Raw genomic sequence first — 20,601 nt, 5'->3', positions numbered from 1 at the left:
CGGTTAGCTGACCCCTACCGGCCCGCTCACCGGCCCCTGTCGCAACGCTCAGATCGGGAGACTCATGAAACAGCGCGCCATCCCAGCCCGCGGCCGGGTCCTGCCGGGCCTCGGCGCGCGCCTGCTGAGCGAACTCACGCGCAGCGGCGCGCCGCCGGCCGACTGCGATGCGCAGCCGCCGCAACCGGCGGCGACACCGGGCGATTTCGTCGCGCTGTACCGCGACGCGATCGAACGCCTCGAGGCGCAGGTCGCGCGCGGCGACGGCCACCCGCCGATGCGCAAGCGCGAAGTCGACCTGATGTGCCGCTGCCTGCTGAGCTGCGGGACGCTCGCCGACGCGATCCGCTGTGCGCGCGAATTCTGCGAGATGCTGACGCCGCGCGCCGGCGCGCTGTCGCTCGCCGTGCGCGACGGACGCGCGACATTCCGGATGGATTCGCTGCGCCGCACACGCAGCCCGGCCGCATGCCTCGTCGATCTGACGGGGTTGTTCTGCTATCTGCAGCTGTTCGGCTGGCTGATCGGGCAGCCGTTGCGGCCGACCGACGTGTGGCTCGGCCATCCGCGCCGCGACGACGCGATGCCGCTGCTCGGGCTGTTCAATGCGCCGGTCGAAGTCGGCCGCCAAACCTACGGCTTCGCATTCGATGCGGCGCGGCTCGCGTGCCGCGTGATCCGGCAGCCGGCCGAACTCGACGCGTTTCTCGTCGATTTTCCGTTTCGCCTGATCGATGCGGCGCCGGCCGTCGTGTCATGGACGCAGCAGGTACGCGGTTTTCTCGAGGCGGCGCTCGCACACGAGCAGGCGTTGCCGGCGCTCGCCGAGCTGGCCGCGTGGCAGGGTGTCAGCGAGGCGACGTTGCGACGGCGGCTGGTGGCCGAAGGAAACGGCTATCACGTGCTGCGGGAGCAGTGTCTCGCCGAGGCCGCGCAGCGCTGGCTGCGGGAGTCGGACTGGCCGGTCGCACGGATTGCCGCGCATCTCGGGTTCGGCGGCGAGGAGGCCTTCCGCCGCGCGTTCGTCCGGTGGACGGGTGTTGCGCCGAGCCGGTTCCGGCGCGATTGCACGGCGGCGAGCCACTCCGTTTCGTCAGACATGAAACGAAGCGCCGACGCATAACGAAAAGGATTTCGAAAGATTTCGCTTGCCGATGATGTTTTTTCGCATCCCCGCGCGGCCGGACAATTGACGCGCCGGAGCGCACGCCATTACCCTTGCGCGCTGATGGTTCCCAGGGATGGGATCAAAAGGGAACGCAGGAGAGGCCCCGCCTCGAATCTGCGGCTGCCCCCGCAACTGTGAGCGGCGAATCCGTGCCACTGCATGCCACTGGGAAACCGGGAAGGCCGGCACGAATCAGGACCCGCGAGCCAGGAGACCTGCCATCGACCCGAGGTCCAAGCAGCCGCACCGGGCGGGGTGTCCCGATGCGCCAACACCGCCTTTGGCGGTGCCCGTTGCATGGACGGCCCGACCTCAGGATCCGCCCGATGTCCACCGATACCGCATCCGCTTCCGCGCCGGAAGCGTCGCGCCGGCACGCCGCCGGCATGCACGGCCCGCCCGCACACGTGCGCCGTTCCATTTCGATCGCGTCCGCCGGCATGCGCCGCGCCGACGCCCGCGACACCGGCCCGCTCGGCCCGGCCGCGCGATAACCCGATCACCGATAACAAGACTGGCGCTGCCCGCCGCCCGCTTTCGATCGACGCATGCGCAGCCCGACCACAACGACAGCCTCATGAAGATTCGACACCTCCTTGCCACGTCCGCCGCGACCGCGCTCCTCTCGCCCCTCGCGCACGCCGCCGGCGACACCGCGGTTTCGCAACCGGCCCCGGCCGCCGACAGCGCCGACCTGCCGACGATCAACGTGACCGACACGCGTCGGCTGCCCGAGTCGTTCGACCAGCGCTATGCGTCGACCCAGGTGCTGACGCGCACCGATCTCGACCGCCTGTCGCCGAGCGACCCGAGCATCACGGAAGCGCTCGCGACGCTGCCCGGCGTGACCGTGTCGCAGAACGGCGGCCCGGGTTCGTCCGCGTCGGTCAGCATCCGCGGCTCGTCGGCCAGCCAGGTCGCCGTATTCATCGACGGCATCCGGATCGGCTCGTCGACCACCGGCATCGCGCCGTGGTCGGACCTGCCGACCGAAGCGTTCGAGCGCGTGGAGGTGATTTCGGGGCCGGCCGCCGCGTCGTTCGGCGCCAATGCGATGGGCGGCGTCGTGCAGCTCTTCACGCGCCGCGCCGCCAACCAGCCGAACCGGACCACCGTATCGTTCGGCGGCGGGTCGAACAAGACGTTCGACACGCAGCTCCGCACGTCGGGCACGGTGCCGTCGACCGGGCCGCTCGCCGCGCTCGGCGGCCTCACCTACTCGCTCGGCCTGCACTCGTACAACACGGCCGGCATCGACGCGACGCGGCCGGTGTTCCCGTATCACGAGGCCGGCCGCAATCCGTACCACGCGCAGGATCTCGACGCGCGCCTCGGCTATGCGCGCGAGAACTGGTCGATCTCGACGTTCGCGCTGTATCACCGGTCCGATCTGTCCTACGACAACAGCGGCTTTGCGAACCGCCAGCTCGATCATCAGTTGACGACCGGTATCGCGTTCCATCTCGACATCACGCCCGATACGCAGTTCGACCAGTCGTTCGGTTATTCGAACGATCGCGCGTTCATCTACGCGAGCGATCCGACCATCCCGACCGACCAGATCAATTCGCAGCGCATCAGCACGTCGACGTCGCTGACGCATCAGGAGCGCGGATTCCGTCTGTTCGGGCTGCAGCTGTCGGGCGAAACCAAGCTCGCGTACGACTTCACGCGTGAGCAGGCGTTCCTGCCGGTCGATATTCCGAACGGCGTGCCGACGCGCAACGATTCCGCGTTCTCGCTGCATCAGTCGGCGACGCTCGGCAGCGTGACGATGTTCCTCGCGGGGCGGCATGAAATCATCGCCGGGCAATCGGTGAACACGGGCAACGCGGCGCTGTCGTGGGCGATCACGCCGGTCTACACGGCGCGCGTGTCGTACGGCAATGCGTTCCGGTTGCCGACGTTCAACGACCTGTATTACCCCGGCTACGGCAATCCGAATCTCAGCCCGGAACGCAATACGTCGGTCGAGGCGGCGGTCGATGCGAACACGTCGTATGGCACATTCACGGCCGCGATCTACGACACGCGGGTCACCAACCTGATCGCGTACAACCCGGCGACGTTCTCGCCGATGAACATCGGCCGCGCGCACATTCGCGGGATCGACCTGTCGTACAAGGGGACGATCGGCCGCTCGACGCCGGTCAGCCTCGCGGTCGGGATCCTGAATCCGCAGGACGAAACCAACGATTCGTGGCTCAACCGCCGGCCGCGCCAGACGGTCAGCCTCAACATCGATCACACGTGGGATGAGCTGCACCTGCATGCGTTGAGCACGGGTGCGTCGCTGCTTTACGGCGGCACGACGTTCGACGATCCGGCGAATTCGACCTATCTGCCTTCGTATCTGACGGTGGGGCTGCGTGCTTCGTATCGGATCAATTCGCACCTGACCGTGTCGGCTACGGTGTCGAATCTGTTCGATCGGCAGTACATGACCGCGTATGGGTACAACACGCTCGGGCGGACGGCATTCGGGAAGGTGAGTTATACGTTCTGATGGGGGATGGGGAGGCCTTGGCGCAGGGTGTTGTCAGGCCTCCCTTTGGAAAAGGGCGCCGCTGGATTGTTGAAACGGGTAATTCCGACCCTAACCAGGCAAAGTGCGAGTGGCTACCGAAGGGCCGGTCTTTGGTTCCGCCACGGACGTTGATGTCAGTATCGACGCTGTTAGACTGCGGACGCCTTCCCCGCACATCTCGTCAACCATTCAGGACAGTGACATGACCGAATGCGCGCTAACCTTTACCAGTCAGATCGAATGGGAAAGCTGGTTGACGCAAAACGGCACCACTTCGACCGGAGCATGGCTGCGTCTGGCGAAAAAAGGCGCTGAGCAGCGCACCGTCACCTACGAACAGGCGCTGGAAAGCGCCCTCTGCCATGGCTGGATCGATGGTCAAAAGCGGGCTGAGAACGAGCAATACTGGTTACAGCGCTTCACCCCGCGCTCCGCAAAAAGCATCTGGTCCCAACTCAACAAAGACAGGGCTGAAGCACTGATTGCCTCAGGCAGAATGCGCCCGTCCGGCATGGGCGAAGTCGAGAAAGCCAGGAAGGACGGCCGCTGGCAGGCTGCTTATACGTCGGCAAGCAATTCGACCGTGCCGGACGACCTGCAGGCCGCTTTGGACGCCAATCCGGGCGCCACGAAGTTTTTCGCAACGCTGAACAGCCGTAACCGCTATGCCATTCTGTTTCGGGTACAGAATGCCAAAAAGCCGGAAACACGGGCGCGTAAAATCGGGGAATTCATCGACATGCTGAACCGTGGCGAAACCATCCATCCCTAGATTTTTCGCTGACGGAGAGGTTGCCAAACTGGGCATATGACCCGTCATGGCCGCTGCGGGTCAGCAGCCGGTAACGCAACGCGCTCTCTCGAGCGCAGCGACTGGGGTGAACCATGGACCAAGGCGGAGACTTCATCGTACGCACCATGTCGGCCGACGAGGTCGCCATGTCGGTCGAATGGGCGGCTGCGGAAGGCTGGAACCCCGGCCTGCATGATCCTCATAGTTTCAGGGAAGCAGACCCGGCCGGGTTCTTCGTCGGCGTCTGGCGCGGCGAACCGGTCGCGTGCCTCTCCGCTGTCGCCTACGACGAACGCTTCGGCTTCATCGGCCTCTACATCGTCAAACCCGGGTTTCGCGGCCAAGGCTTCGGCATGCGAATCTGGCGACACGGCATGCGTTACCTCGGCGACCGCAACATCGGGCTCGATGGTGTCCTGGCCCAGCAGGCGAACTACAGGAAGTCCGGGTTCGCGCTCGCGTACCGCAACATCCGCTACCAGGGGCGCGTGGACGGCATCGGATGCGCGCACGCGGCGGCAGCGGCCGACGTGCCGTTCGAGCAGTTGCTTGCCTACGATCGCGAGTGCTTTCCGTCGGCACGCGAGCGTTTCGTGTCCACCTGGATCGCGCAGCCGGATGCCGTTGCGCTCGCAACGGTCGACGGCGGCCGTGTCGCCGGATACGGTGTCGTGCGCCGCTGCAAGGCGGGCTGCAAGATCGGCCCGCTGTTCGCCGACGACGCAGGCGTTGCCACCGGGCTGTTGCGCGCGCTCGCGGCACGCATGCCCGGCGAGGTCGTCGTGCTCGACGTGCCGGAAACGAACCCCGCGGCCGTCGCGCTGGCGGAGCGGCACGGCATGACGAGCGTCTTCGAAACCGCACGGATGTACACGAAAGAAGCGCCGGCGATTGCGATCGACCGCGTGTTCGGGGTGACGTCGTTTGAGTTGGGGTGATCGTCACGAGCATGGCGGCGGCCGAGCTCGTGAAATTGACATCGCCACAAAAACTAATAGAATTAGTTTTTTGACTAATCCGAGTAGCATCTGCCATGCCACGTGCCGGCATCACCCTGGACAAACTGGTCGAAGCCGGCGCACAACTCGCCGATGAAACCGGCTTCGAGCACCTGACCGGCGCCGCGCTCGCGCGCCACTTCGACGTCAAACTCGCCAGCCTGTATTCCCACGTCCCGAGTTTCGACGACCTCAAAAGCCGCATCGCCCTGTTCGCACTGAAGGAACTGGCCGATCGCGCGACCGACGCATTGGCCGGCCGCACCGCCAAGGACGCGCTGACCGCACTCGCCAACGTCTATCGCGACTACGCGCGCGAGCACCCCGGCCGTTTTGCGGCCGCGCGCCACCCGTTGAGCGCCGAACGCGCCGCCGAAAGCGCGGGCGGCCGGCTCGTCAGGATGACCTCGGCCGTACTGCGCAGCTACGCGATTCCTGAAGCCGAGCAAGCGCATGCGATCCGCCTGCTCGGCGGCATTTTCATGGGCTACGTCACGCTCGAAAGCGCGGGCGGCTTCGCGCACAGCACACCGGCATCCGACTCGTCGTGGTCGCGCAGTCTCGATGCGCTGGACGTGATGCTGCGCCACTGGCCTTCTGCCGCATGACTCGCCCAACGTCCAACGGAACCGAATCGATGAAAGACAAACCCGACGGCATCGTCCTGCCGAGCCGTGTCGTCCCCTTCCCGGCCTCGATCAGCGACGAAGCGCGAACCGCGTTGCAACGACTGGTCGGCAGCGACGGCGTGCCGCTGAACGCGCTGCACGTGATGCCGTCCCCCGACGATCCCGAGGCATGGAAGCGCGTGAAGGCGGCCGCCGATGCGCACTACGCGGCAGCCATCGAGCAGCTCGGCGGCTATCTGCGTTCGAGCGTGGAGACGATCCGGGCCGGCGCGGCGGACGTGCATGTCGCCACGCCCGAAGCAACGGCGTCCGGCGAATGCGCGTACATCGAGCTGCATGGCGGCGCGCTGGTGCTCGGCGGCGGCGCCGCGTGCCGCGCCGGCGCGCAAATGCAGGCCGACCGGCTCGGCATTCGATGCTACGGCGTCGACTATCGCCTGCCGCCCGAACATCCGTATCCGGCCGCACTCGACGATTGCATCGCCGCGTATGCATATGTGCTGGAGCGCTACGCACCGGAAAACATCGTCATCGGCGGACGCTCGGCAGGCGGCAACCTCGCCGCCGCGATGGTGTTGCGCGCCCGCGACGAAGGCTTGCCGCTGCCGGCCGCGCTGGTGCTGCTGTCGCCGGAAGTCGACCTGACCGAATCCGGAGACAGCTTCGAAACCAACCGTCTCGTCGATGTCGTGTTGCCGGCGTCGCTGATGCCGAACAACCTGCTCTACGCGAACGGCGCCGATCTCGCGCATCCGTATCTGTCGCCGCTGTTCGGCGATTTCTCCGCCGGTTTCCCGCCGACCTTCATCCAGAGCGGCACGCGCGATCTGTTCCTGTCGAACGCGGCCCGCCTGCATCGCGCCTTGCGGCGCGCGCAGGTGCCGACCGAGCTTCACGTCTTCGAAGGGATGCCGCATGGCGGGTTCATGGGCGCGCCCGAGGACCGGGAGCTGAGCCAGGAAATCGCGCGCTTCGTGCGTGCGCATTTGCCGGCATTGAATTGAAGCCGTCGAGCGTCAATCGATGAACGGCGGCGCGATCCGCGCGACGAATAGCCCTAAATGACACCCCGCATGCCCGCGACCACCTGAACCGCGCCGAATACCGCAATCACCGCAGCCGACACGCGCGACAGCCCGTGCATGAACGCGAACGACATCTTCGTGCGCAGCGCGGCGGTCGTCCCGCTCAGGCACAGCCACCACGTCGCGGAGCCGATGAACACACCGGCGACCATCAGCGCCACGGCCGGCCACATCGCCCCTTGCCGCGCGCCCGACAGCGGGCCCAGCGCCGCGACAATCCCGACGAACGACAGGATCGTCATCGGGTTCGACAGCGTCAGACCGAACGTCGTCACGAAATCGCGCAGGACGGTCGTGCGCGGCAGGTCGCGCTGCGCCGTCGATGCGGCCGGCGCCTGACGCGCGATGGTCCACGCCAGCCACACGAGAAACGCACCGCCGCCGATTTTCAACCCGACGGTCAACATCGGGAATGCCGTGACGACACCCGCGATGCCGAGCGCGCCGAGCAGGCCATAGATCGCATCGGCGCACGCGGCGCCGACGCCCGTCGCGAATCCCGCCTGGAAGCCGCGGCTCAGGCTGCGCTGAATGCACAGCATGCCGATCGGGCCGACGGGCACCGCGATCGACAGCCCCATCACGACGGACTTGATGAACAGCATCGCCTGCTCCTTGCAACATGCAACGGGTGGAACAGGCATCGTAGGGAAAGTCCCGTCATCGCTGAATGCGGTTTTTAAGGAAAAATGGCCACTTCACCTTAAAAAATCCCGCCGCGATGGACGATCTGGACTGGAAGGTAGTGGCGCTGTTGCAAGCCAACGGCCGCATCAGCTACACGGAGCTGGCGCGCCAGGTCCACCTGTCGGTGCCGGCGGTGACGGAACGCGTGAAGCGCCTTGAAGCGACCGGTGTCGTCGAGGGCTACACGGCCCGGATCAATCCTGTCGCGGCCGGCTATCCGGTCAGCGCGCTGATCGGCATCACGGTGCCGCAACCGGCAAAAGCCAAATTCCTCCGGTTGCTGGAGACGATTCCCGAAGTCGTCGAATGCCATCACGTGACCGGCGCGGACTCCTATGTCATGCGACTCGTCGCGATCAGCATGACCCATCTCGAACAACTGATCGAACGCATCAACCTGTACGGCGAAACACGCACGTCGATCGTGATGTCGACCCCGCTGCCCGCACGCGGGTTGGCGCGGCCGCCGTCGCAGCGCGACGTCGTTCGCGATTGACGCATCGAGAGGCCCCGTCCGATCCGCTTCCCGCAGGGGATCATCAAGCAATGTTGTTCGGCGGTAACCGGAAGCCGATTGTCGGTTGGCCGGTTACCGCCGTGACGATCTGAATCGATCGACTACTTGCCGGCCAAGCCACCCAAGCCGCCAAGCAGGCCGCCCACCAGCCCCGTAACGGGCGCGAGCGGGTTGGAGAGACCACCCAACGGTGAGCCGCCGCCCGTGCCGGTCGCCGAACCGTTGTGGACGGTCGCCGGAATGCCGCCGACCACGCTCGTCACCAGGCCCGCGACCGGCACCGCGCCGTTCGCACCGCTCGGGTTCACGAGGCCGCCCGCATTGGTCACGGTGTTGCCGACCGCGCGAACGAGTTCGCCGACGCCGCTGACCAGCGGCTGGGGCGACGTGGACGTCACCTTCCATCCCGCCGACGTGATCGCGCCGCCGATCTGCCCGAGCAGGCCCGCGACCGGCTGCCCGAGACCGGTCGCCGTGCCGACCTGCTGCGTGACCTGGCCGACGGTCGTGACGAGCGGCGTGATCGCCGTGCTGATCGCCTGCGTCGTCTGCTGGACCGGGCTCGACGAAAGTGCCGAGCCGAGCATCGTGCCGCCCGTCTTGAGGCCGCCGGCCACGGTATCCAGCAGGCCGCCGACCGGCGTCGTGAGCGGCGCCAGCGGCGACAGCGGACCGGTGCCGAGCGCCTTCACCGTGTCGCTGAGGCCGGTGACCGGGTTGCTGGTCGAGCCGACGATGGAGCCCAGCCCGGCGACCGTCGTGCCGACGGGGTTCGCCGTGAAGCCGGTCTGGCCGATGCCGTTGCTCACGGCGTTGGTCGTGTCGCGGATGATCGTGCCCGCGCCCGTGACCGTGTTGCCGAGGCCGGTGGTCACGCCCTTGCCCACGGGCGGGGTCACGCCGCTGATCGTGATGCCGGCGTCCATGACGACCGCGCCGACGGAGCTGATGATGCCGTTCGTGCCGGGAGTGCCGCTTGTGCCACTCGTACCGCTCGTACCGCTGGTTCCGCTTGTGCCGCTGGTTCCGCTTGTGCCGCTGGTTCCGCTCGTGCCACTGGTCCCACTCGTGCCGCTGGTCCCACTTGTACCGCTGGTTCCACTCGTGCCGCTGGTCCCACTTGTACCGCTGGTCCCACTTGTACCGCTGGTCCCACTTGTACCGCTGGTCCCACTTGTACCGCTGGTTCCACTTGTACCGCTGGTTCCACTCGTGCCACTGGTCCCACTCGTGCCGCTGGTTCCACTCGTACCGCTGGTCCCGCTCGTACCGCTGGTCCCACTCGTGCCACTGGTCCCACTCGTACCGCTGGTCCCACTCGTGCCACTGGTTCCGCTCGTGCCGCTGGTCCCACTCGTACCACTCGTGCTCGTTCCGATGTTGTTACCGCTCGGTGTCGGCGCCGTCACATCGCTACCGCCACAAGCAGCCAGTGCGCACGCCGCGGCAATGGCGGCAAGTGCAACGTTCGCCCTGATGAAATGATTTTGCATGGAAGCCCCCGTTCGCTTTTAAGCTCGATCATCCGGACAAGCATCGATCGTGCCATCGCGATCGGCATCAACGGCGACTTCACACCCACCCCGGACCACCGCATCCCGTCGGCCGTCCGGGGCGCAAAGCCGGGCATCCGGGCCCGACCTCACGGCCGTGATCAAGCCTTGCTTCCCTGGTAACGCGCGCGTAACACCGGGCCCTGCGTTACGTAGCATCGCGCGGCGAAAGGCGCAGTCCCGCCCTATATCGCCATCATTCAAGCGCGCGAAACGACGCTGTCGCCAGCACCCGCCCCATAATTCACACTCGCCGCACGAGTGGCGCCCCGATTCCCGCAAAGGACAGACGATGAACACCTCGCGTGAAGTGCTGAAAGCCGCCGACATCGCAGCGATGGAACCGGAACATTCCGTTCATCCGTTGAACGAGAATGCCGTCCGCCTGAAGCGGTCGCTTGGCGACGCAACCGGGCTGACGCAACTGGGCTTCCATCTGATGACCTTGATGCCCGGACACGAATCCACCGAATACCACCGGCATCTCTACGCGGAGGAATGCGTCTACGTGCTGTCGGGAACGGGCGAAGCAATCATCGATGGCCAGACCCATGCGATCGGCCCGGGCGACTTCATGGGATTTCCGCGCGGCGGCACCGCGCACACGATGCTGAATACCGGCGATCTGCCGCTGGTCTATCTCGTGGCGGGCGACCGGCCGGAACACGACGTGTGCGACTATCCGAAGCTCGGCAAGCGGCTGTACAAGGCAGGTGCCGACAAGGTCTTCGTGGATCTCGGCAACGCGCCTGAGTGATGCACGCGTCGCCCGACGAACCTCACACGACCAGCGACGCGACGATCGCGCACCACAGCGCACTTGCACCGCACAGAAACACGCGCCGCGCGACGAACATCCGCGACTCGTCGTCGGGTGTCTTCATTGGCGATGTGGCGAGAAACGGCACGCTGACGAGGCACGCGAACCCGGCCAACGCCGGCAGGATCACGACGTAGTCGCCGAACCGCCACGGCAGCGGCTCGTGCCAGCCCCAGTAGCCGAGAAACAGCATGCCCATCGAAAACATCGTCGCGGCAGCCGAACTGAGCGCGACGACCGATCCCGTCGGAAATTGCATGGGAGCCTCCCCTCGCGCAACATGCGCGACGCCGGATCATTATCCCGGCACGGAAGGAAAAAGCACAACGACAGCCGATGGCGGCGGATGGAGATCGAGGCCCGTAGCGACGACCGTGCCGCCCCGTGCATCGACGATCGAAAGAACCCCGAACCTGTTGGCCGGTTGCGCCCGCGTCGCGAGGATCCCGGCGCGGCTCTCGCCATTGCGGCGACGCTGCACCGATGATCGTTGTCACGGATTGACAGCGATCAGTTTCGCGGGAGAGAAGCGCCAGCCGTCAACCCGGCTTCTTCGCGGCCTGCATGACGGAAATCCAGCCCACCACCGCCGCGGCGACCCAGCAGCACGCGATCATCAGGTCGAGGTCCATCCAGCCTTCGAAATTCGTGCTGTTTTCGAAACTGCAGCGCTGATGGCCCCTGACCCACACGCAGCCACTGATGAACTGCTGGATGTGCATATAGACGCTGTAGACGGCAAAAGCCGATGCAATGATGGTGAGCCGAAAACGGACGTGCTTTTTCATGTGACGCGGATGCCGGTGGGAAAGCCTGTGCCGATCTTACGGCAACGGCAACCTGCCCGGCAATCCGTCGCATCCTGGGTCGCCCGGATGCCCGCTGCTCACTCGTCGATCCGCCGGATCGTCCTCAGGCAATCCGCTGCCAGTTGCTGATAAATCCGCGTGCCGTTCGCCTTCGCGTCGATCTCCGCGTCGCTGAGCCGTCGCACGACGCGCCCCGGCATACCCGCGAGCAGCACGCCGCGCGGCACGTCGTAGCCGGCCTTCACGAACGCGCACGCGGCGACGATCGTCGTGGCGCCGATCGTCGCACCGTCCATCACGACCGCGTTCATCCCGATCATCGTGTCGGGTTCGAGCGTCGCGCCATGCACGATCGCGCCGTGACCGATGTGGCTGTTGACGCCGAGCCGGCACGTCTCGCCGATCCCGACGTGCAGCACGCAGCCGTCCTGCACGTTGCTGCCGTCCTCGACGACGATCGCGCCGAAGTCGCCGCGCAGGCTCGCATGCGGGCCGATGTAGCAGCGCGCGCCGATGGTCACGTCGCCGATCACGACGGCGCTCGGGTCGACATACGCGGACGGATCGACGCGCGGCCGCATCCCGTTGAATTCGAACAGCGGCATCGGTCAGAGCGCCGCGGCCGCTTCCGGCACGAGCGTGAACAGGTCGCCGACCACACCATAGTCGGCCACGCTGAAGATCGGTGCCTCCGGATCCTTGTTGATCGCGACGATCACCTTCGAATCCTTCATACCGGCCAGATGTTGAATTGCACCCGAGATACCGACCGCGATGTACAGCTGCGGCGCGACGATCTTGCCGGTCTGGCCGACCTGGTAGTCGTTCGGCACGTAGCCGGCGTCGACCGCCGCGCGCGAGGCACCCAGCGCAGCGTTCAGCTTGTCGGCCAGCGGCTCCAGCACCTTCGTATAGTTCTCGCCGCTGCCCAGGCCGCGGCCGCCCGACACGACGATGCTTGCGCTCGTGAGTTCCGGACGGTCCAGCTTCGTCACTTCACGGCTCACGAACTGCGACTTGCCGACGTCGGCTGCCGCTTCGATTTTCTCGACAACTGCATTGCCGCCTTCCGCTGCCACCGGATCGAAACCCGTCGCACGCACCGTGATCACCTTGATCGAATCGCCCGACTGCACCGTCGCGATCGCGTTGCCCGCGTAGATCGGGCGCTCGAACGTATCGGCCGACACCACCGCCGTGATCTCGGAGATCTGTGCGACATCCAGCTTCGCGGCAATGCGCGGCGCGATGTTCTTGCCGTAGGCCGTGGCCGGCACAACGATGTGCGAGTAGCCGTTCGCGACGTTCATCACCGTCGCTTCGACATTCTCGGCAAGACCATCCGCCAGCTGCGGCGCATCGGCCAGCAGCACCTTCGACACACCGGCGATCTTCGCCGCTGCATTGGCCGCCGCCTGCGCGTCGTGTCCTGCGACGAGCACATGAACGTCGCCGCCGCCCGCCGCATTGAGCGCTCGTGCGGCAGCAACCGCATTCAGCGTCACGGCCTTGATCGACGCATTGCCGTGTTCCGCAATCACCAGAATCGTCATTTCCTTGCGTTCCCTGTTACAGCACCTTGGCTTCGGTCTTCAGCTTCGCGACCAGCGTCTGCACATCCGGCACCTTCACGCCGGCTGCGCGCTTCGGTGGCTCGTTTACCTCGAGCACCTTCAGGCGCGGCGTCACATCCACGCCGAGGTCGTCGGGCTTCACGATCTCCAGCGGTTTCTTCTTCGCTTTCATGATGTTCGGCAGCGTCACGTAGCGCGGCTCGTTCAGGCGCAGGTCGGTGGTGATGACGGCGGGCAGTCGAAGCGACAGCGTTTCCGCGCCGCCGTCGACTTCGCGTGCAACCGTCGCGCAACCATCGGCCACCACGACCTTCGATGCAAACGTCGCCTGCGGCAAACCCGCCAGCGCGGCCAGCATCTGGCCCGTCTGGTTCGAATCGTCGTCGATCGCCTGCTTGCCGAGGATCACCAGCTGCGGCTGCTCCTTGTCGACCAATGCCTTCAGCACCTTCGCGACACCGAGCGGCTCGACGCCTTCGTTCGATTCGACGAGGATCGCGCGATCCGCGCCGATCGCGAGCGCCGTGCGCAGCGTTTCCTGCGCCTGCGCGACGCCGACCGACACGGCCACCACTTCGGTCACGACGCCGGCCTCCTTCAACCGCACGGCTTCTTCCACCGCGATTTCGTCGAACGGGTTCATCGACATCTTCACGTTCGCGATGTCGACGCCCGTCCGGTCGGATTTCACGCCGACCTTCACGTTCGCGTCGACCACGCGTTTTACTGCCACGAGCGCTTTCAACTGCCTGTCTCCTGTTCCGTTACGTGTACCGCGCCGCGTCAGCGCGCGGTAAAGCCGCCGTCGATCACGAGCTCCGCGCCCGTCACGTAGCGGCCCGCCGGCGACACGAGATACAGGATGCCCGCCGCGATATCGCGCGGGCTGCCGATCTTCGCCATCGGCACGTTGGTCTGCATGTACTCGAATGCGCGATCGGGGTCCTGCCCCATCTGGCGGAACGCTTCCTCGAGCATCGGCGTGCGGATATAGCCGGGATGCACCGAGTTCGCACGGATGTTCTTCGCCGCATACAGCATCGCGTCGACCTTCGCCATCATCCGTACCGCGGCCTTCGACGCGTGATACGCGGGCACGTCCGGCCCGCCGACGATCCCGTACATCGACGACAGGTTCACGATCGAACCGCCGCCGGCCGCGTCGATATGCGGAATCGCGGCACGCGTGCACAGGAACACGCCGTTCACGTTGACGTCCTGCACGCGCTGCCACTGCGCAAGCGTGAGTTCGTGCGTCGGCACGTTGTGGCCTTCGATGCCCGCGTTGTTCACGAGCACGTCGAGGCGCCCGAAGCGCGCGACGATCTCGCCGAACACGCGCGCCACGTCGGCCTCGTGCGTGACGTCGAGCGACCAGAACGCGGCCTGGCCGCCCTGCGCGCGGATTTCCTCGACCAGCGCTTCGGCCGGTTGCGACAGCACGTCGAGAATCGCGACGCTCGCGCCGGCGGCAGCCAGCGTGCGTGCGGTCTCCGCACCGATGCCGCGCGCGCCGCCGGTGATCGCGGCCACCTTGCCGCGCAGGTCGAACAGGTCTTCGATGAGCTTCATGTCGTCTCCAGGTATTTGTTCAGACAGGCCGCCTGCATCGAGGCCGGCCTTCAAGGGCATCCGGCGTTATCGCGTATTCCGCGTCGCAAGAAAATCGAGGCATTCCCGATTGAAATAGTCGGCGTGTTCCACCATCACCCAGTGGCCGCACCGGTTCATCAGCACGAAGCGGGCGTCGCGGCAGCGTTCGAGGAACTTCAGCGCGCCGCCGACCGGATTGAAGCGGTCGTCCGTGCCCCAGAAACCGAGCACCGGGGTACGCAGGTCGCCGAGCGCGTCGGTCAGGTTCGGCACGCTCATCGTCGACAGCACTTCGGTCGGCTGTTCGACGCACACCTTCATCCGCTCCGCGACGAGCGCGTCGGTGACGATCGCCGGATCGTGCACGAGCAGCGTCAGCAACTCGCGCATCGTGTCGTCATTCATCTGGCGATTGGTGAACAGCTTCACCATCCGCTGGATGCCTTCCATCCGGAAATAGGTGTCGCGATCCTCGACGCCGCCCGGCGCCATCATGATCAACCCGTCGACCTCGTCCGGATAGTCGAGCGCGTACTTCAGCGCGATCGCACCGCCGAGCGAGTTGCCGAGCAGCACGGCCGGACCGATCCCGAGCGCGTTCAGCTGCGCATGCAGCGCGCCGACGAAGAAATCGAGCGTATAGGCGACGTCGGACGGCTTCGACGACTGCCCGTAGCCGGGCAGGTCGACGACGATCGCGCGATAGCCGGCCGCCGCGAACGCGGGCACGTTGTGCTTGAAGTTGCTGAAACCGCTGGCGCCCGGGCCGCTGCCGTGGATGAACACCACGGGACGGCCTTCGCCCGCCTCGTAGTGGTGCAGGCGTAGGCCGCCCGGCACGTCGGTGAAGATGCCGGCCGGCGGCGTCGTGGGGATCGTCATCGCGGGTTGTCTCCTTCGTCGTTCGATGGATGTCTGCCACGATGATTGCGCCGCCGGCGCCGGCCGGCATCATCCTTTCAGACTACGAAGCCGCGCGCGCTTCTTCCTATCATCGGCCCACCGAAACGGAGGCAACGATGAACGGATTCGACTACAGCGGCAAGACGGTGCTCGTGACGGGCGGCACCAAGGGCATCGGGCGGCGCATCGCCGAACGGTTTCTCGCGGCGGGAGCGCGCGTATTCGTCTGCGGACGCAGCGCACCCGACACACCGCCCTCGGCCGGCGGCCGCACGGCGACCTTCGTCGCGGCCGACCTGCGCGACATCGAACAGGTCGACGCGATGCTCGCGACGATCCGCGCTGCGGCGGGCGGCCTCGACGTGCTCGTCAACAATGCGGGCGGCTCGCCATTCGCGCTCGCGGCCGATGCATCGCCGCGCTTCACCGAATCGATCGTGCGGCTGAACCTGATCGCGCCGCTGCAGCTCGCGCAGCGCGTGAACGCGATCATGCAGCCGCAACCCGAAGGCGGCGTGATGCTGTTCATCGCGAGCGTCAGCGCGTCGCGGCCATCGCCCGGCACGGCCGCATACGGCGCCGCGAAAGCGGGCCTCGTCAACGCGGTCACGTCGCTCGCGGTCGAGTGGGCGCCGCGCGTGCGCGTGTGCGCGATCAGTCCGAGCCTCGTGCAGACGGAATCGGCCACCGAAGGCCACTACGGCGACGACGCTGCGCTCGACGCGATCCGCGCGACGATTCCCGCCGGACGGCTCGCGACACCCGACGACGTTGCCGCCGCATGCCTGTTCCTCGCATCGCCCGACGCGTCGTACACGTCGGGTGCAAACCTGCGGCTCGACGGCGGCGGCGAGCGGCCCGCGTTCCTGTCGGCCGCGCAGGCGGCCGCGCGCTGAGCACATACGGCAATCGGTGCGGCACGAATCGTTGCCAGTCCTAGGGAAGTCATCTAGTTCATTTTGACGATTCCCTGCTACCGCGATCTCCCTACTCTGCCTCTCACGACAACACACACAGTCGACCGTCGTCGATACCCCCAAGAGGAGACACCATGCATCAACGGATTTCGCGCCGTACCGACAAGCGGGCAACCGCCACGCTGTCGACGCTGGCCGCCGCGCTGCTGACGTGCGCCGTTCCCAGTGCGCACGCGGGCAGCACGATCGAGCTGGGCGCCGACACGACGCTGGACTACACGTTCACGCTCAGTTACGGCCTCGGCATGCGCACCCGCGCACCGAGCGGCAATCTCCTCACGCCGGCGAACATCAACGGCGACGACGGCGACCGCAACTTCGCGAAGAACAAGCTGATCGAGAACCAGGTCAGCCTGCTCGGCGAAGTGAACCTGAAGCACGACGACTGGGGCGTGTTCGTGCGTGCCGACACGTTCTACGACCAGGCGTATCACCGCCCGAACTACAACGACGCGCCGGGCACCGTGAACCAGTCGGGCCAGTACAACAACTTCACGAGCGACGCGCGCTACTGGTCGGGCGGCCACACGACGCTGCTCGCCGCGTATGCGTACAACACGTTCCACATCGGCTCGACGAGCCTGAACGTGAAGGTCGGCGACCAGGTCGTCGCGTGGGGCGAAAGCCTGTTCTTCCCGAACATCGCGGGCGCACAGGGGCCGTCCGACGCGACCAAGTCGTACATGGCCGGCGCCGAGGTGAAGGACATCCTGTTGCCGGTGCCGCAGATCTCGACGCAGTGGCAGATCACGCCGAACTTCAGCCTGCTCGGCTACTACCAGTTCTCGTACCAGCAGAACCGGCTGACCGCACCCGGCACGTACTGGAGCTATTCCGACGTCACGGGCCCCGGCGCGCAGTTCATCATCGGCCCGGGCGGGATGATCATTCCGCGCGGCCCCGACGACAAGCCGAGCGCCCGCAACCAGTGGGGTATCGGCGCGCGCTTCCGCGTCCTCGGCGATACCGAGCTCGGCCTGTACCACCTGCACTACAACGACATGAACCCGAGCGTCGTCACGACGTACTTCCCGACGCTCCAGTACCAGCAGACCTACTTCAGCAACATCAAGCTGACCGGCGCGAGCTTCTCGACGCAGGTCGGCCCGGTGAACGTCGCGGGCGAAGTGTCGTACCGCCAGGGCGCGGCCGTGCTCGTCAACACGCCGACGGGCCCGCAGTCGACCCGCGCGAACGTGCTGCAGACCAACCTGTCCGGCATCTACTCGATCGGGCCGAGCTTCCTCGCGAATTCGCAGTCGCTGATCGGCGAACTCACGTACGTGCATGCGGGCAGCATCTCGGAGCTCGACGGCTCGACCACGCTCGCGAATTCGCGCAACGCGCTCGCGATGGAGATCGCGTGGACGCTGAGCTACAAGAACGTGTTCAACGGCTGGGATCTCGACGTGCCGCTGACCTACACGCACGACCTGACGGGCACGTCGCCGCTCGCCGGCGCGCTCGGCTCGCTGACGGGCCAGGGCGACCACCGCGTGACGGCCGGCGTGACTTTCACGCGCCTGAGCAACCTGCAGCTGTCGCTCGTCTACGCAAAGTTCCTCGGATCGCCGAACCCGGTCACGCGCCCGCTCGCGGATCGCGACTACGTGCTGGCCACGGCGACCTACCACTTCTGAGCGGCCCGGCCGCTCGTCATTCAGCACTATGAGGATCGACATGAAACGCATTCATCTCCCCCTCCTGCGCGCGTCGGTGATGGCCGCGTGCGCGGTCGTCGCGACGGCATCGTTCCCGAAGGTCACGCCGGACGACCTGAAGGCGCTCGACGGCCCGCTGACGCCGATGGGCGCGGTGCGCGCCGCGAGCAAGGACAGCGGCGTGCCCGAGTGGTCGGGCAAGTGGCTCGGCACGCCGCCGGACGTGCAGTACAAGCGTGGCAGCCGCTACCCCGATCCGTTCGCGAGCGACAAGCCGGTCGCGACGATCACCGCGGAAAACATGGCGCAGTACGCGGAGCACCTGACCGACGGCCAGAAGGCGATGTTCAAGCGCTACCCGACCACCTTCAAGATCAACGTCTACCCGAGCCATCGCGACTTCCGCTATGCGGATTCCGTCTACAAGGACATCCGTGCGTACGCGCCCGATTCGACGATGACGTCCGACGCGAACGGGCTGACCAACGCGCCGCCGCAGGTGCCGTACCCGATCCCGAAGACCGCCGCCGAGCTGCTGTGGAACCAGCGCTTCTCGTCGGCGATCGGCGCCGAGCAGGCGACCTACGACCAGGCAGTCGTGTACTCCGACGGCAACATCGCGTGGGGCAAGGTGCGCTACGACATCTACTCGCCGCGCAACGTCGGCAAGTTCGACGTGAAGAGCGACCTGAACAACCGCACGTATTACCGCAACGCGACGGAGCTGCCGCTGTCCGACCGCGGCTCGCTGATCGTCGGCTTCACGAACTGGGACAAGGCCGGCGCGGACAACTCGTCGCGCACGTGGATGTACAACCCCGGCACGCGGCGCGTGCGCCAGGCGCCCGAGTACGGCTACGACCAGCCGCAGGGCCCGGGCGGCTTCCGCACCGTCGACGACGACCGCCTGTACAACGGCCCCGGCGACCGCTACGACTGGAAGATCCTCGGCAAGCGCGAGATCTACGTGCCGTACGACAACTACAAGGCGATGGACAGCTCGGTGAAGTACGCGGACCTGCTGACCAAGGGCCACGAGAACCCGTCGTACATCCGCTACGAGCTGCATCGCGTGTGGGTGCTGCAGGCGACGCTGAAGAGCAATTACCGTCACCAGTATGCGAAGCGCGTGCTGTACATCGACGAGGATTCGTGGATGACGCTGCTCGCCGACAACTACGACGCGCGCGGCCAGCTGTGGCGCACCAACGTCGCGACGACGCTGTACGCGTATGACGCGAAGATGTTCTACCCGGGCGCCGTGTTCTTCCACGACCTGATCTCCGGCGCGTATATGGCCGACCGCCTGACGAACGAAGGCCCGATGCCGAAACTCGACAACAGCCCGCAGTTCAACGAGGCGTACTTCTCGCCGGATGCCATCCGCAGTTCGGGTAACTAAGCAACTTTTCAACGCGGCACGCCCGCGACCCACGCGCCGGAGCCCCGCTCCGGCGCCCGACGCCGCCCGCGACGGCGGCCTGTTCCATTCGAGATTCGAGGGCCCTTTCATGTCTTCCCGCCTGCATACGACGCTCGGCGACGAGCTGTACGCCGCGTGGCACGCGCGCGCGCCGGTCGCGCCGCTGTCGAGCCGCCCGCGCCGCCTGTCGCTCGACGATGCCTACCGCATCCAGCAGCGCTTCATCGAACGCCGCGTCGAACACGGTGAGGCGGTGGTCGGCAAGAAGATCGGCGTGACGAGCCAGGCCGTGCAGGACATGCTGAACGTGCGCCAGCCCGATTTCGGCATCCTGCTGTCCGGCATGCACTACGCGGCCGGCGAAGCGATCGCCGCCGATTCGCTGATCGCGCCACGTGCCGAGGGCGAGATTGCGTTCATCCTCGCGCGCGACCTGCGCGGCCCCGGCATCGACCGCACCGACGTGATCGCCGCGACGGCCGCCGTCGCGCCCTGCTTCGAGATCGTCGATTCGCGTATCCGCGACTGGGCGATCCGCATCGAGGACACCGTCGCCGACAACGCGTCGTGCGGCGTGTACGTGCTCGGCGATGCGCGCGTCGATCCGCGCACGCTCGATCTCGCCGCGTGCGAGATGACGATCGACAAGAACGGCGAGCCGGTCGCGCAAGGGCGCGGCGACGCGGCGCTCGGCCACCCCGCCGATGCGGTCGCGTGGCTCGCGAACACGCTTGCCGCATACGACGTGCCGCTGCTCGCCGGCGAGATCGTGCTGTCCGGCTCGCTCGCGAAACTGATTCCGGTCACGGCCGGCGACGCACTGTCGATGCATATCTCCGGCATCGGCAGCTGTGACGTCCGCTTTATCTAAAGGAAGAACGCTG

Annotated in this window: 22 protein-coding genes and 1 riboswitch; of the genes, 13 read left to right on the top strand and 9 right to left on the bottom strand. The window is 66.4% G+C overall.

Going from position 1 to position 20,601, the window contains the following annotated elements; translation table 11 throughout:
- Positions 1 to 64 precede the first annotated feature (64 nt).
- From BDI24065_RS17905 to BDI24065_RS17875, 7 genes are all read left to right on the top strand, one after another.
- Entirely contained in the window at positions 65 to 1,123 is a 1,059-nt protein-coding gene (locus tag BDI24065_RS17905; protein WP_175032397.1) for an AraC family transcriptional regulator ligand-binding domain-containing protein, read from the top strand.
- A gap of 89 nt (positions 1,124 to 1,212) precedes the next feature.
- A riboswitch (cobalamin riboswitch) is annotated at positions 1,213 to 1,405 on the top strand.
- 89 nt (positions 1,406 to 1,494) lie between these two features.
- Positions 1,495 to 1,662 carry a hypothetical protein gene (locus tag BDI24065_RS17900; protein WP_175032396.1) on the top strand — a complete coding sequence of 56 codons (168 nt, stop codon included), beginning with the start codon at positions 1,495 to 1,497 and terminating at the stop codon, positions 1,660 to 1,662.
- Positions 1,663 to 1,745: 83 nt separating this feature from the next.
- The gene (locus BDI24065_RS17895) at positions 1,746 to 3,674 is read left to right on the top strand and encodes a TonB-dependent receptor domain-containing protein (RefSeq protein WP_175032395.1); all 1,929 of its coding nucleotides are present in this window, start codon (positions 1,746 to 1,748) and stop codon (positions 3,672 to 3,674) included.
- A 223-nt stretch (positions 3,675 to 3,897) separates the two neighbouring features.
- On the top strand, positions 3,898 to 4,467 hold the full coding sequence (locus BDI24065_RS17890) for a YdeI/OmpD-associated family protein (protein ID WP_175032394.1): 570 nt from the start codon (positions 3,898 to 3,900) through the stop codon (positions 4,465 to 4,467).
- A 113-nt stretch (positions 4,468 to 4,580) separates the two neighbouring features.
- On the top strand, positions 4,581 to 5,426 hold the full coding sequence (locus BDI24065_RS17885; protein WP_175032393.1) for a GNAT family N-acetyltransferase: 846 nt from the start codon (positions 4,581 to 4,583) through the stop codon (positions 5,424 to 5,426).
- A gap of 95 nt (positions 5,427 to 5,521) precedes the next feature.
- Positions 5,522 to 6,094, top strand: a complete 573-nt coding sequence (locus BDI24065_RS17880) for a TetR/AcrR family transcriptional regulator (protein ID WP_175032392.1) — start codon at positions 5,522 to 5,524, stop codon at positions 6,092 to 6,094.
- A gap of 29 nt (positions 6,095 to 6,123) precedes the next feature.
- Positions 6,124 to 7,119, top strand: coding sequence for an alpha/beta hydrolase (locus tag BDI24065_RS17875; protein ID WP_175032391.1), 996 nt, complete (start codon positions 6,124 to 6,126; stop codon positions 7,117 to 7,119).
- Positions 7,120 to 7,172: 53 nt separating this feature from the next.
- On the opposite strand, the gene BDI24065_RS17870 is transcribed toward BDI24065_RS17875, so the two are convergent.
- Positions 7,173 to 7,805, bottom strand: coding sequence for a LysE family translocator (locus tag BDI24065_RS17870; RefSeq protein WP_175032390.1), 633 nt, complete (start codon positions 7,803 to 7,805; stop codon positions 7,173 to 7,175).
- A gap of 116 nt (positions 7,806 to 7,921) precedes the next feature.
- Here BDI24065_RS17870 and BDI24065_RS17865 point away from each other — a divergent pair, with 116 nt between their 5' ends.
- Positions 7,922 to 8,383, top strand: coding sequence for an Lrp/AsnC family transcriptional regulator (locus BDI24065_RS17865; RefSeq protein WP_175032480.1), 462 nt, complete (start codon positions 7,922 to 7,924; stop codon positions 8,381 to 8,383).
- A gap of 122 nt (positions 8,384 to 8,505) precedes the next feature.
- On the opposite strand, the gene BDI24065_RS17860 is transcribed toward BDI24065_RS17865, so the two are convergent.
- Complete coding sequence (locus tag BDI24065_RS17860; protein ID WP_175032389.1) at positions 8,506 to 9,897, bottom strand: collagen-like triple helix repeat-containing protein; 1,392 nt, start codon at positions 9,895 to 9,897, stop codon at positions 8,506 to 8,508.
- Between the two features lie 352 nt (positions 9,898 to 10,249).
- Here BDI24065_RS17860 and BDI24065_RS17855 point away from each other — a divergent pair, with 352 nt between their 5' ends.
- Positions 10,250 to 10,714 carry a cupin domain-containing protein gene (locus BDI24065_RS17855; protein WP_175032388.1) on the top strand — a complete coding sequence of 155 codons (465 nt, stop codon included), beginning with the start codon at positions 10,250 to 10,252 and terminating at the stop codon, positions 10,712 to 10,714.
- 22 nt (positions 10,715 to 10,736) lie between these two features.
- Here BDI24065_RS17855 and BDI24065_RS17850 read toward each other — a convergent pair whose 3' ends face one another.
- From BDI24065_RS17850 to BDI24065_RS17820, 7 genes are all read right to left on the bottom strand, one after another.
- A complete protein-coding gene (locus BDI24065_RS17850; protein WP_043186617.1) occupies positions 10,737 to 11,036 on the bottom strand; it encodes a hypothetical protein in 300 nt (99 codons plus the stop codon).
- 280 nt (positions 11,037 to 11,316) lie between these two features.
- Complete coding sequence (locus BDI24065_RS17845; RefSeq protein ID WP_175032387.1) at positions 11,317 to 11,565, bottom strand: hypothetical protein; 249 nt, start codon at positions 11,563 to 11,565, stop codon at positions 11,317 to 11,319.
- 98 nt (positions 11,566 to 11,663) lie between these two features.
- Positions 11,664 to 12,191 (bottom strand): transferase hexapeptide repeat family protein, encoded by a 528-nt coding sequence (locus BDI24065_RS17840; RefSeq protein WP_175032386.1) that lies wholly within the window; start codon positions 12,189 to 12,191, stop codon positions 11,664 to 11,666.
- Positions 12,192 to 12,194: 3 nt separating this feature from the next.
- Positions 12,195 to 13,139, bottom strand: coding sequence for an electron transfer flavoprotein subunit alpha/FixB family protein (locus BDI24065_RS17835; RefSeq protein WP_175032385.1), 945 nt, complete (start codon positions 13,137 to 13,139; stop codon positions 12,195 to 12,197).
- Positions 13,140 to 13,155: 16 nt separating this feature from the next.
- The gene (locus tag BDI24065_RS17830; protein WP_175032384.1) at positions 13,156 to 13,905 is read right to left on the bottom strand and encodes an electron transfer flavoprotein subunit beta/FixA family protein; all 750 of its coding nucleotides are present in this window, start codon (positions 13,903 to 13,905) and stop codon (positions 13,156 to 13,158) included.
- Positions 13,906 to 13,943: 38 nt separating this feature from the next.
- Complete coding sequence (locus BDI24065_RS17825) at positions 13,944 to 14,732, bottom strand: SDR family NAD(P)-dependent oxidoreductase (RefSeq protein ID WP_039350771.1); 789 nt, start codon at positions 14,730 to 14,732, stop codon at positions 13,944 to 13,946.
- A 66-nt stretch (positions 14,733 to 14,798) separates the two neighbouring features.
- The gene (locus BDI24065_RS17820; protein ID WP_011355066.1) at positions 14,799 to 15,635 is read right to left on the bottom strand and encodes an alpha/beta fold hydrolase; all 837 of its coding nucleotides are present in this window, start codon (positions 15,633 to 15,635) and stop codon (positions 14,799 to 14,801) included.
- Positions 15,636 to 15,772: 137 nt separating this feature from the next.
- Between BDI24065_RS17820 and BDI24065_RS17815 the strand changes: the two genes are divergently transcribed.
- From BDI24065_RS17815 to dmpE, 4 genes are all read left to right on the top strand, one after another.
- Positions 15,773 to 16,552, top strand: a complete 780-nt coding sequence (locus tag BDI24065_RS17815; protein WP_175032383.1) for an SDR family oxidoreductase — start codon at positions 15,773 to 15,775, stop codon at positions 16,550 to 16,552.
- 155 nt (positions 16,553 to 16,707) lie between these two features.
- A complete protein-coding gene (locus BDI24065_RS17810; RefSeq protein WP_175032382.1) occupies positions 16,708 to 18,273 on the top strand; it encodes a DUF1302 domain-containing protein in 1,566 nt (521 codons plus the stop codon).
- A gap of 40 nt (positions 18,274 to 18,313) precedes the next feature.
- Positions 18,314 to 19,696: a DUF1329 domain-containing protein gene (locus tag BDI24065_RS17805; protein WP_175032381.1), complete on the top strand. Its 1,383-nt coding sequence runs from the start codon at positions 18,314 to 18,316 to the stop codon at positions 19,694 to 19,696.
- Between the two features lie 109 nt (positions 19,697 to 19,805).
- Complete coding sequence (gene dmpE / locus BDI24065_RS17800) at positions 19,806 to 20,588, top strand: 2-oxopent-4-enoate hydratase (RefSeq protein ID WP_174915519.1); 783 nt, start codon at positions 19,806 to 19,808, stop codon at positions 20,586 to 20,588.
- Positions 20,589 to 20,601: the final 13 nt, after the last annotated feature.

The sequence above is a fragment of the Burkholderia lata genome, assembly GCF_902499025.1.
In the GTDB taxonomy this organism is placed as follows: domain Bacteria; phylum Pseudomonadota; class Gammaproteobacteria; order Burkholderiales; family Burkholderiaceae; genus Burkholderia; species Burkholderia lata_C.
Note: the sequence above shows the minus strand (reverse complement) of the source record. Positions and strands in the feature narration are given on the sequence as shown.

Excerpts from the sequence above, each read along its gene's own strand:
- BDI24065_RS17885 (WP_175032393.1), top strand. The coding sequence starts at position 4,581 with ATGGACCAAGGCGGAGACTTCATCGTACGCACCATGTCGGCCGACGAG.
- BDI24065_RS17860 (WP_175032389.1), bottom strand. The coding sequence starts at position 9,897 with ATGCAAAATCATTTCATCAGGGCGAACGTTGCACTTGCCGCCATTGCC.
- BDI24065_RS17855 (WP_175032388.1), top strand. The coding sequence starts at position 10,250 with ATGAACACCTCGCGTGAAGTGCTGAAAGCCGCCGACATCGCAGCGATG.
- BDI24065_RS17890 (WP_175032394.1), top strand. The coding sequence starts at position 3,898 with ATGACCGAATGCGCGCTAACCTTTACCAGTCAGATCGAATGGGAAAGC.
- BDI24065_RS17865 (WP_175032480.1), top strand. The coding sequence starts at position 7,922 with ATGGACGATCTGGACTGGAAGGTAGTGGCGCTGTTGCAAGCCAACGGC.
- BDI24065_RS17820 (WP_011355066.1), bottom strand. The coding sequence starts at position 15,635 with ATGACGATCCCCACGACGCCGCCGGCCGGCATCTTCACCGACGTGCCG.
- BDI24065_RS17805 (WP_175032381.1), top strand. The coding sequence starts at position 18,314 with ATGAAACGCATTCATCTCCCCCTCCTGCGCGCGTCGGTGATGGCCGCG.
- BDI24065_RS17880 (WP_175032392.1), top strand. The coding sequence starts at position 5,522 with ATGCCACGTGCCGGCATCACCCTGGACAAACTGGTCGAAGCCGGCGCA.
- dmpE (WP_174915519.1), top strand. The coding sequence starts at position 19,806 with ATGTCTTCCCGCCTGCATACGACGCTCGGCGACGAGCTGTACGCCGCG.
- BDI24065_RS17835 (WP_175032385.1), bottom strand. The coding sequence starts at position 13,139 with ATGACGATTCTGGTGATTGCGGAACACGGCAATGCGTCGATCAAGGCC.
- BDI24065_RS17825 (WP_039350771.1), bottom strand. The coding sequence starts at position 14,732 with ATGAAGCTCATCGAAGACCTGTTCGACCTGCGCGGCAAGGTGGCCGCG.
- BDI24065_RS17870 (WP_175032390.1), bottom strand. The coding sequence starts at position 7,805 with ATGCTGTTCATCAAGTCCGTCGTGATGGGGCTGTCGATCGCGGTGCCC.
- BDI24065_RS17845 (WP_175032387.1), bottom strand. The coding sequence starts at position 11,565 with ATGAAAAAGCACGTCCGTTTTCGGCTCACCATCATTGCATCGGCTTTT.
- BDI24065_RS17875 (WP_175032391.1), top strand. The coding sequence starts at position 6,124 with ATGAAAGACAAACCCGACGGCATCGTCCTGCCGAGCCGTGTCGTCCCC.
- BDI24065_RS17810 (WP_175032382.1), top strand. The coding sequence starts at position 16,708 with ATGCATCAACGGATTTCGCGCCGTACCGACAAGCGGGCAACCGCCACG.
- BDI24065_RS17905 (WP_175032397.1), top strand. The coding sequence starts at position 65 with ATGAAACAGCGCGCCATCCCAGCCCGCGGCCGGGTCCTGCCGGGCCTC.
- BDI24065_RS17850 (WP_043186617.1), bottom strand. The coding sequence starts at position 11,036 with ATGCAATTTCCGACGGGATCGGTCGTCGCGCTCAGTTCGGCTGCCGCG.
- BDI24065_RS17815 (WP_175032383.1), top strand. The coding sequence starts at position 15,773 with ATGAACGGATTCGACTACAGCGGCAAGACGGTGCTCGTGACGGGCGGC.
- BDI24065_RS17895 (WP_175032395.1), top strand. The coding sequence starts at position 1,746 with ATGAAGATTCGACACCTCCTTGCCACGTCCGCCGCGACCGCGCTCCTC.
- BDI24065_RS17840 (WP_175032386.1), bottom strand. The coding sequence starts at position 12,191 with ATGCCGCTGTTCGAATTCAACGGGATGCGGCCGCGCGTCGATCCGTCC.
- BDI24065_RS17900 (WP_175032396.1), top strand. The coding sequence starts at position 1,495 with ATGTCCACCGATACCGCATCCGCTTCCGCGCCGGAAGCGTCGCGCCGG.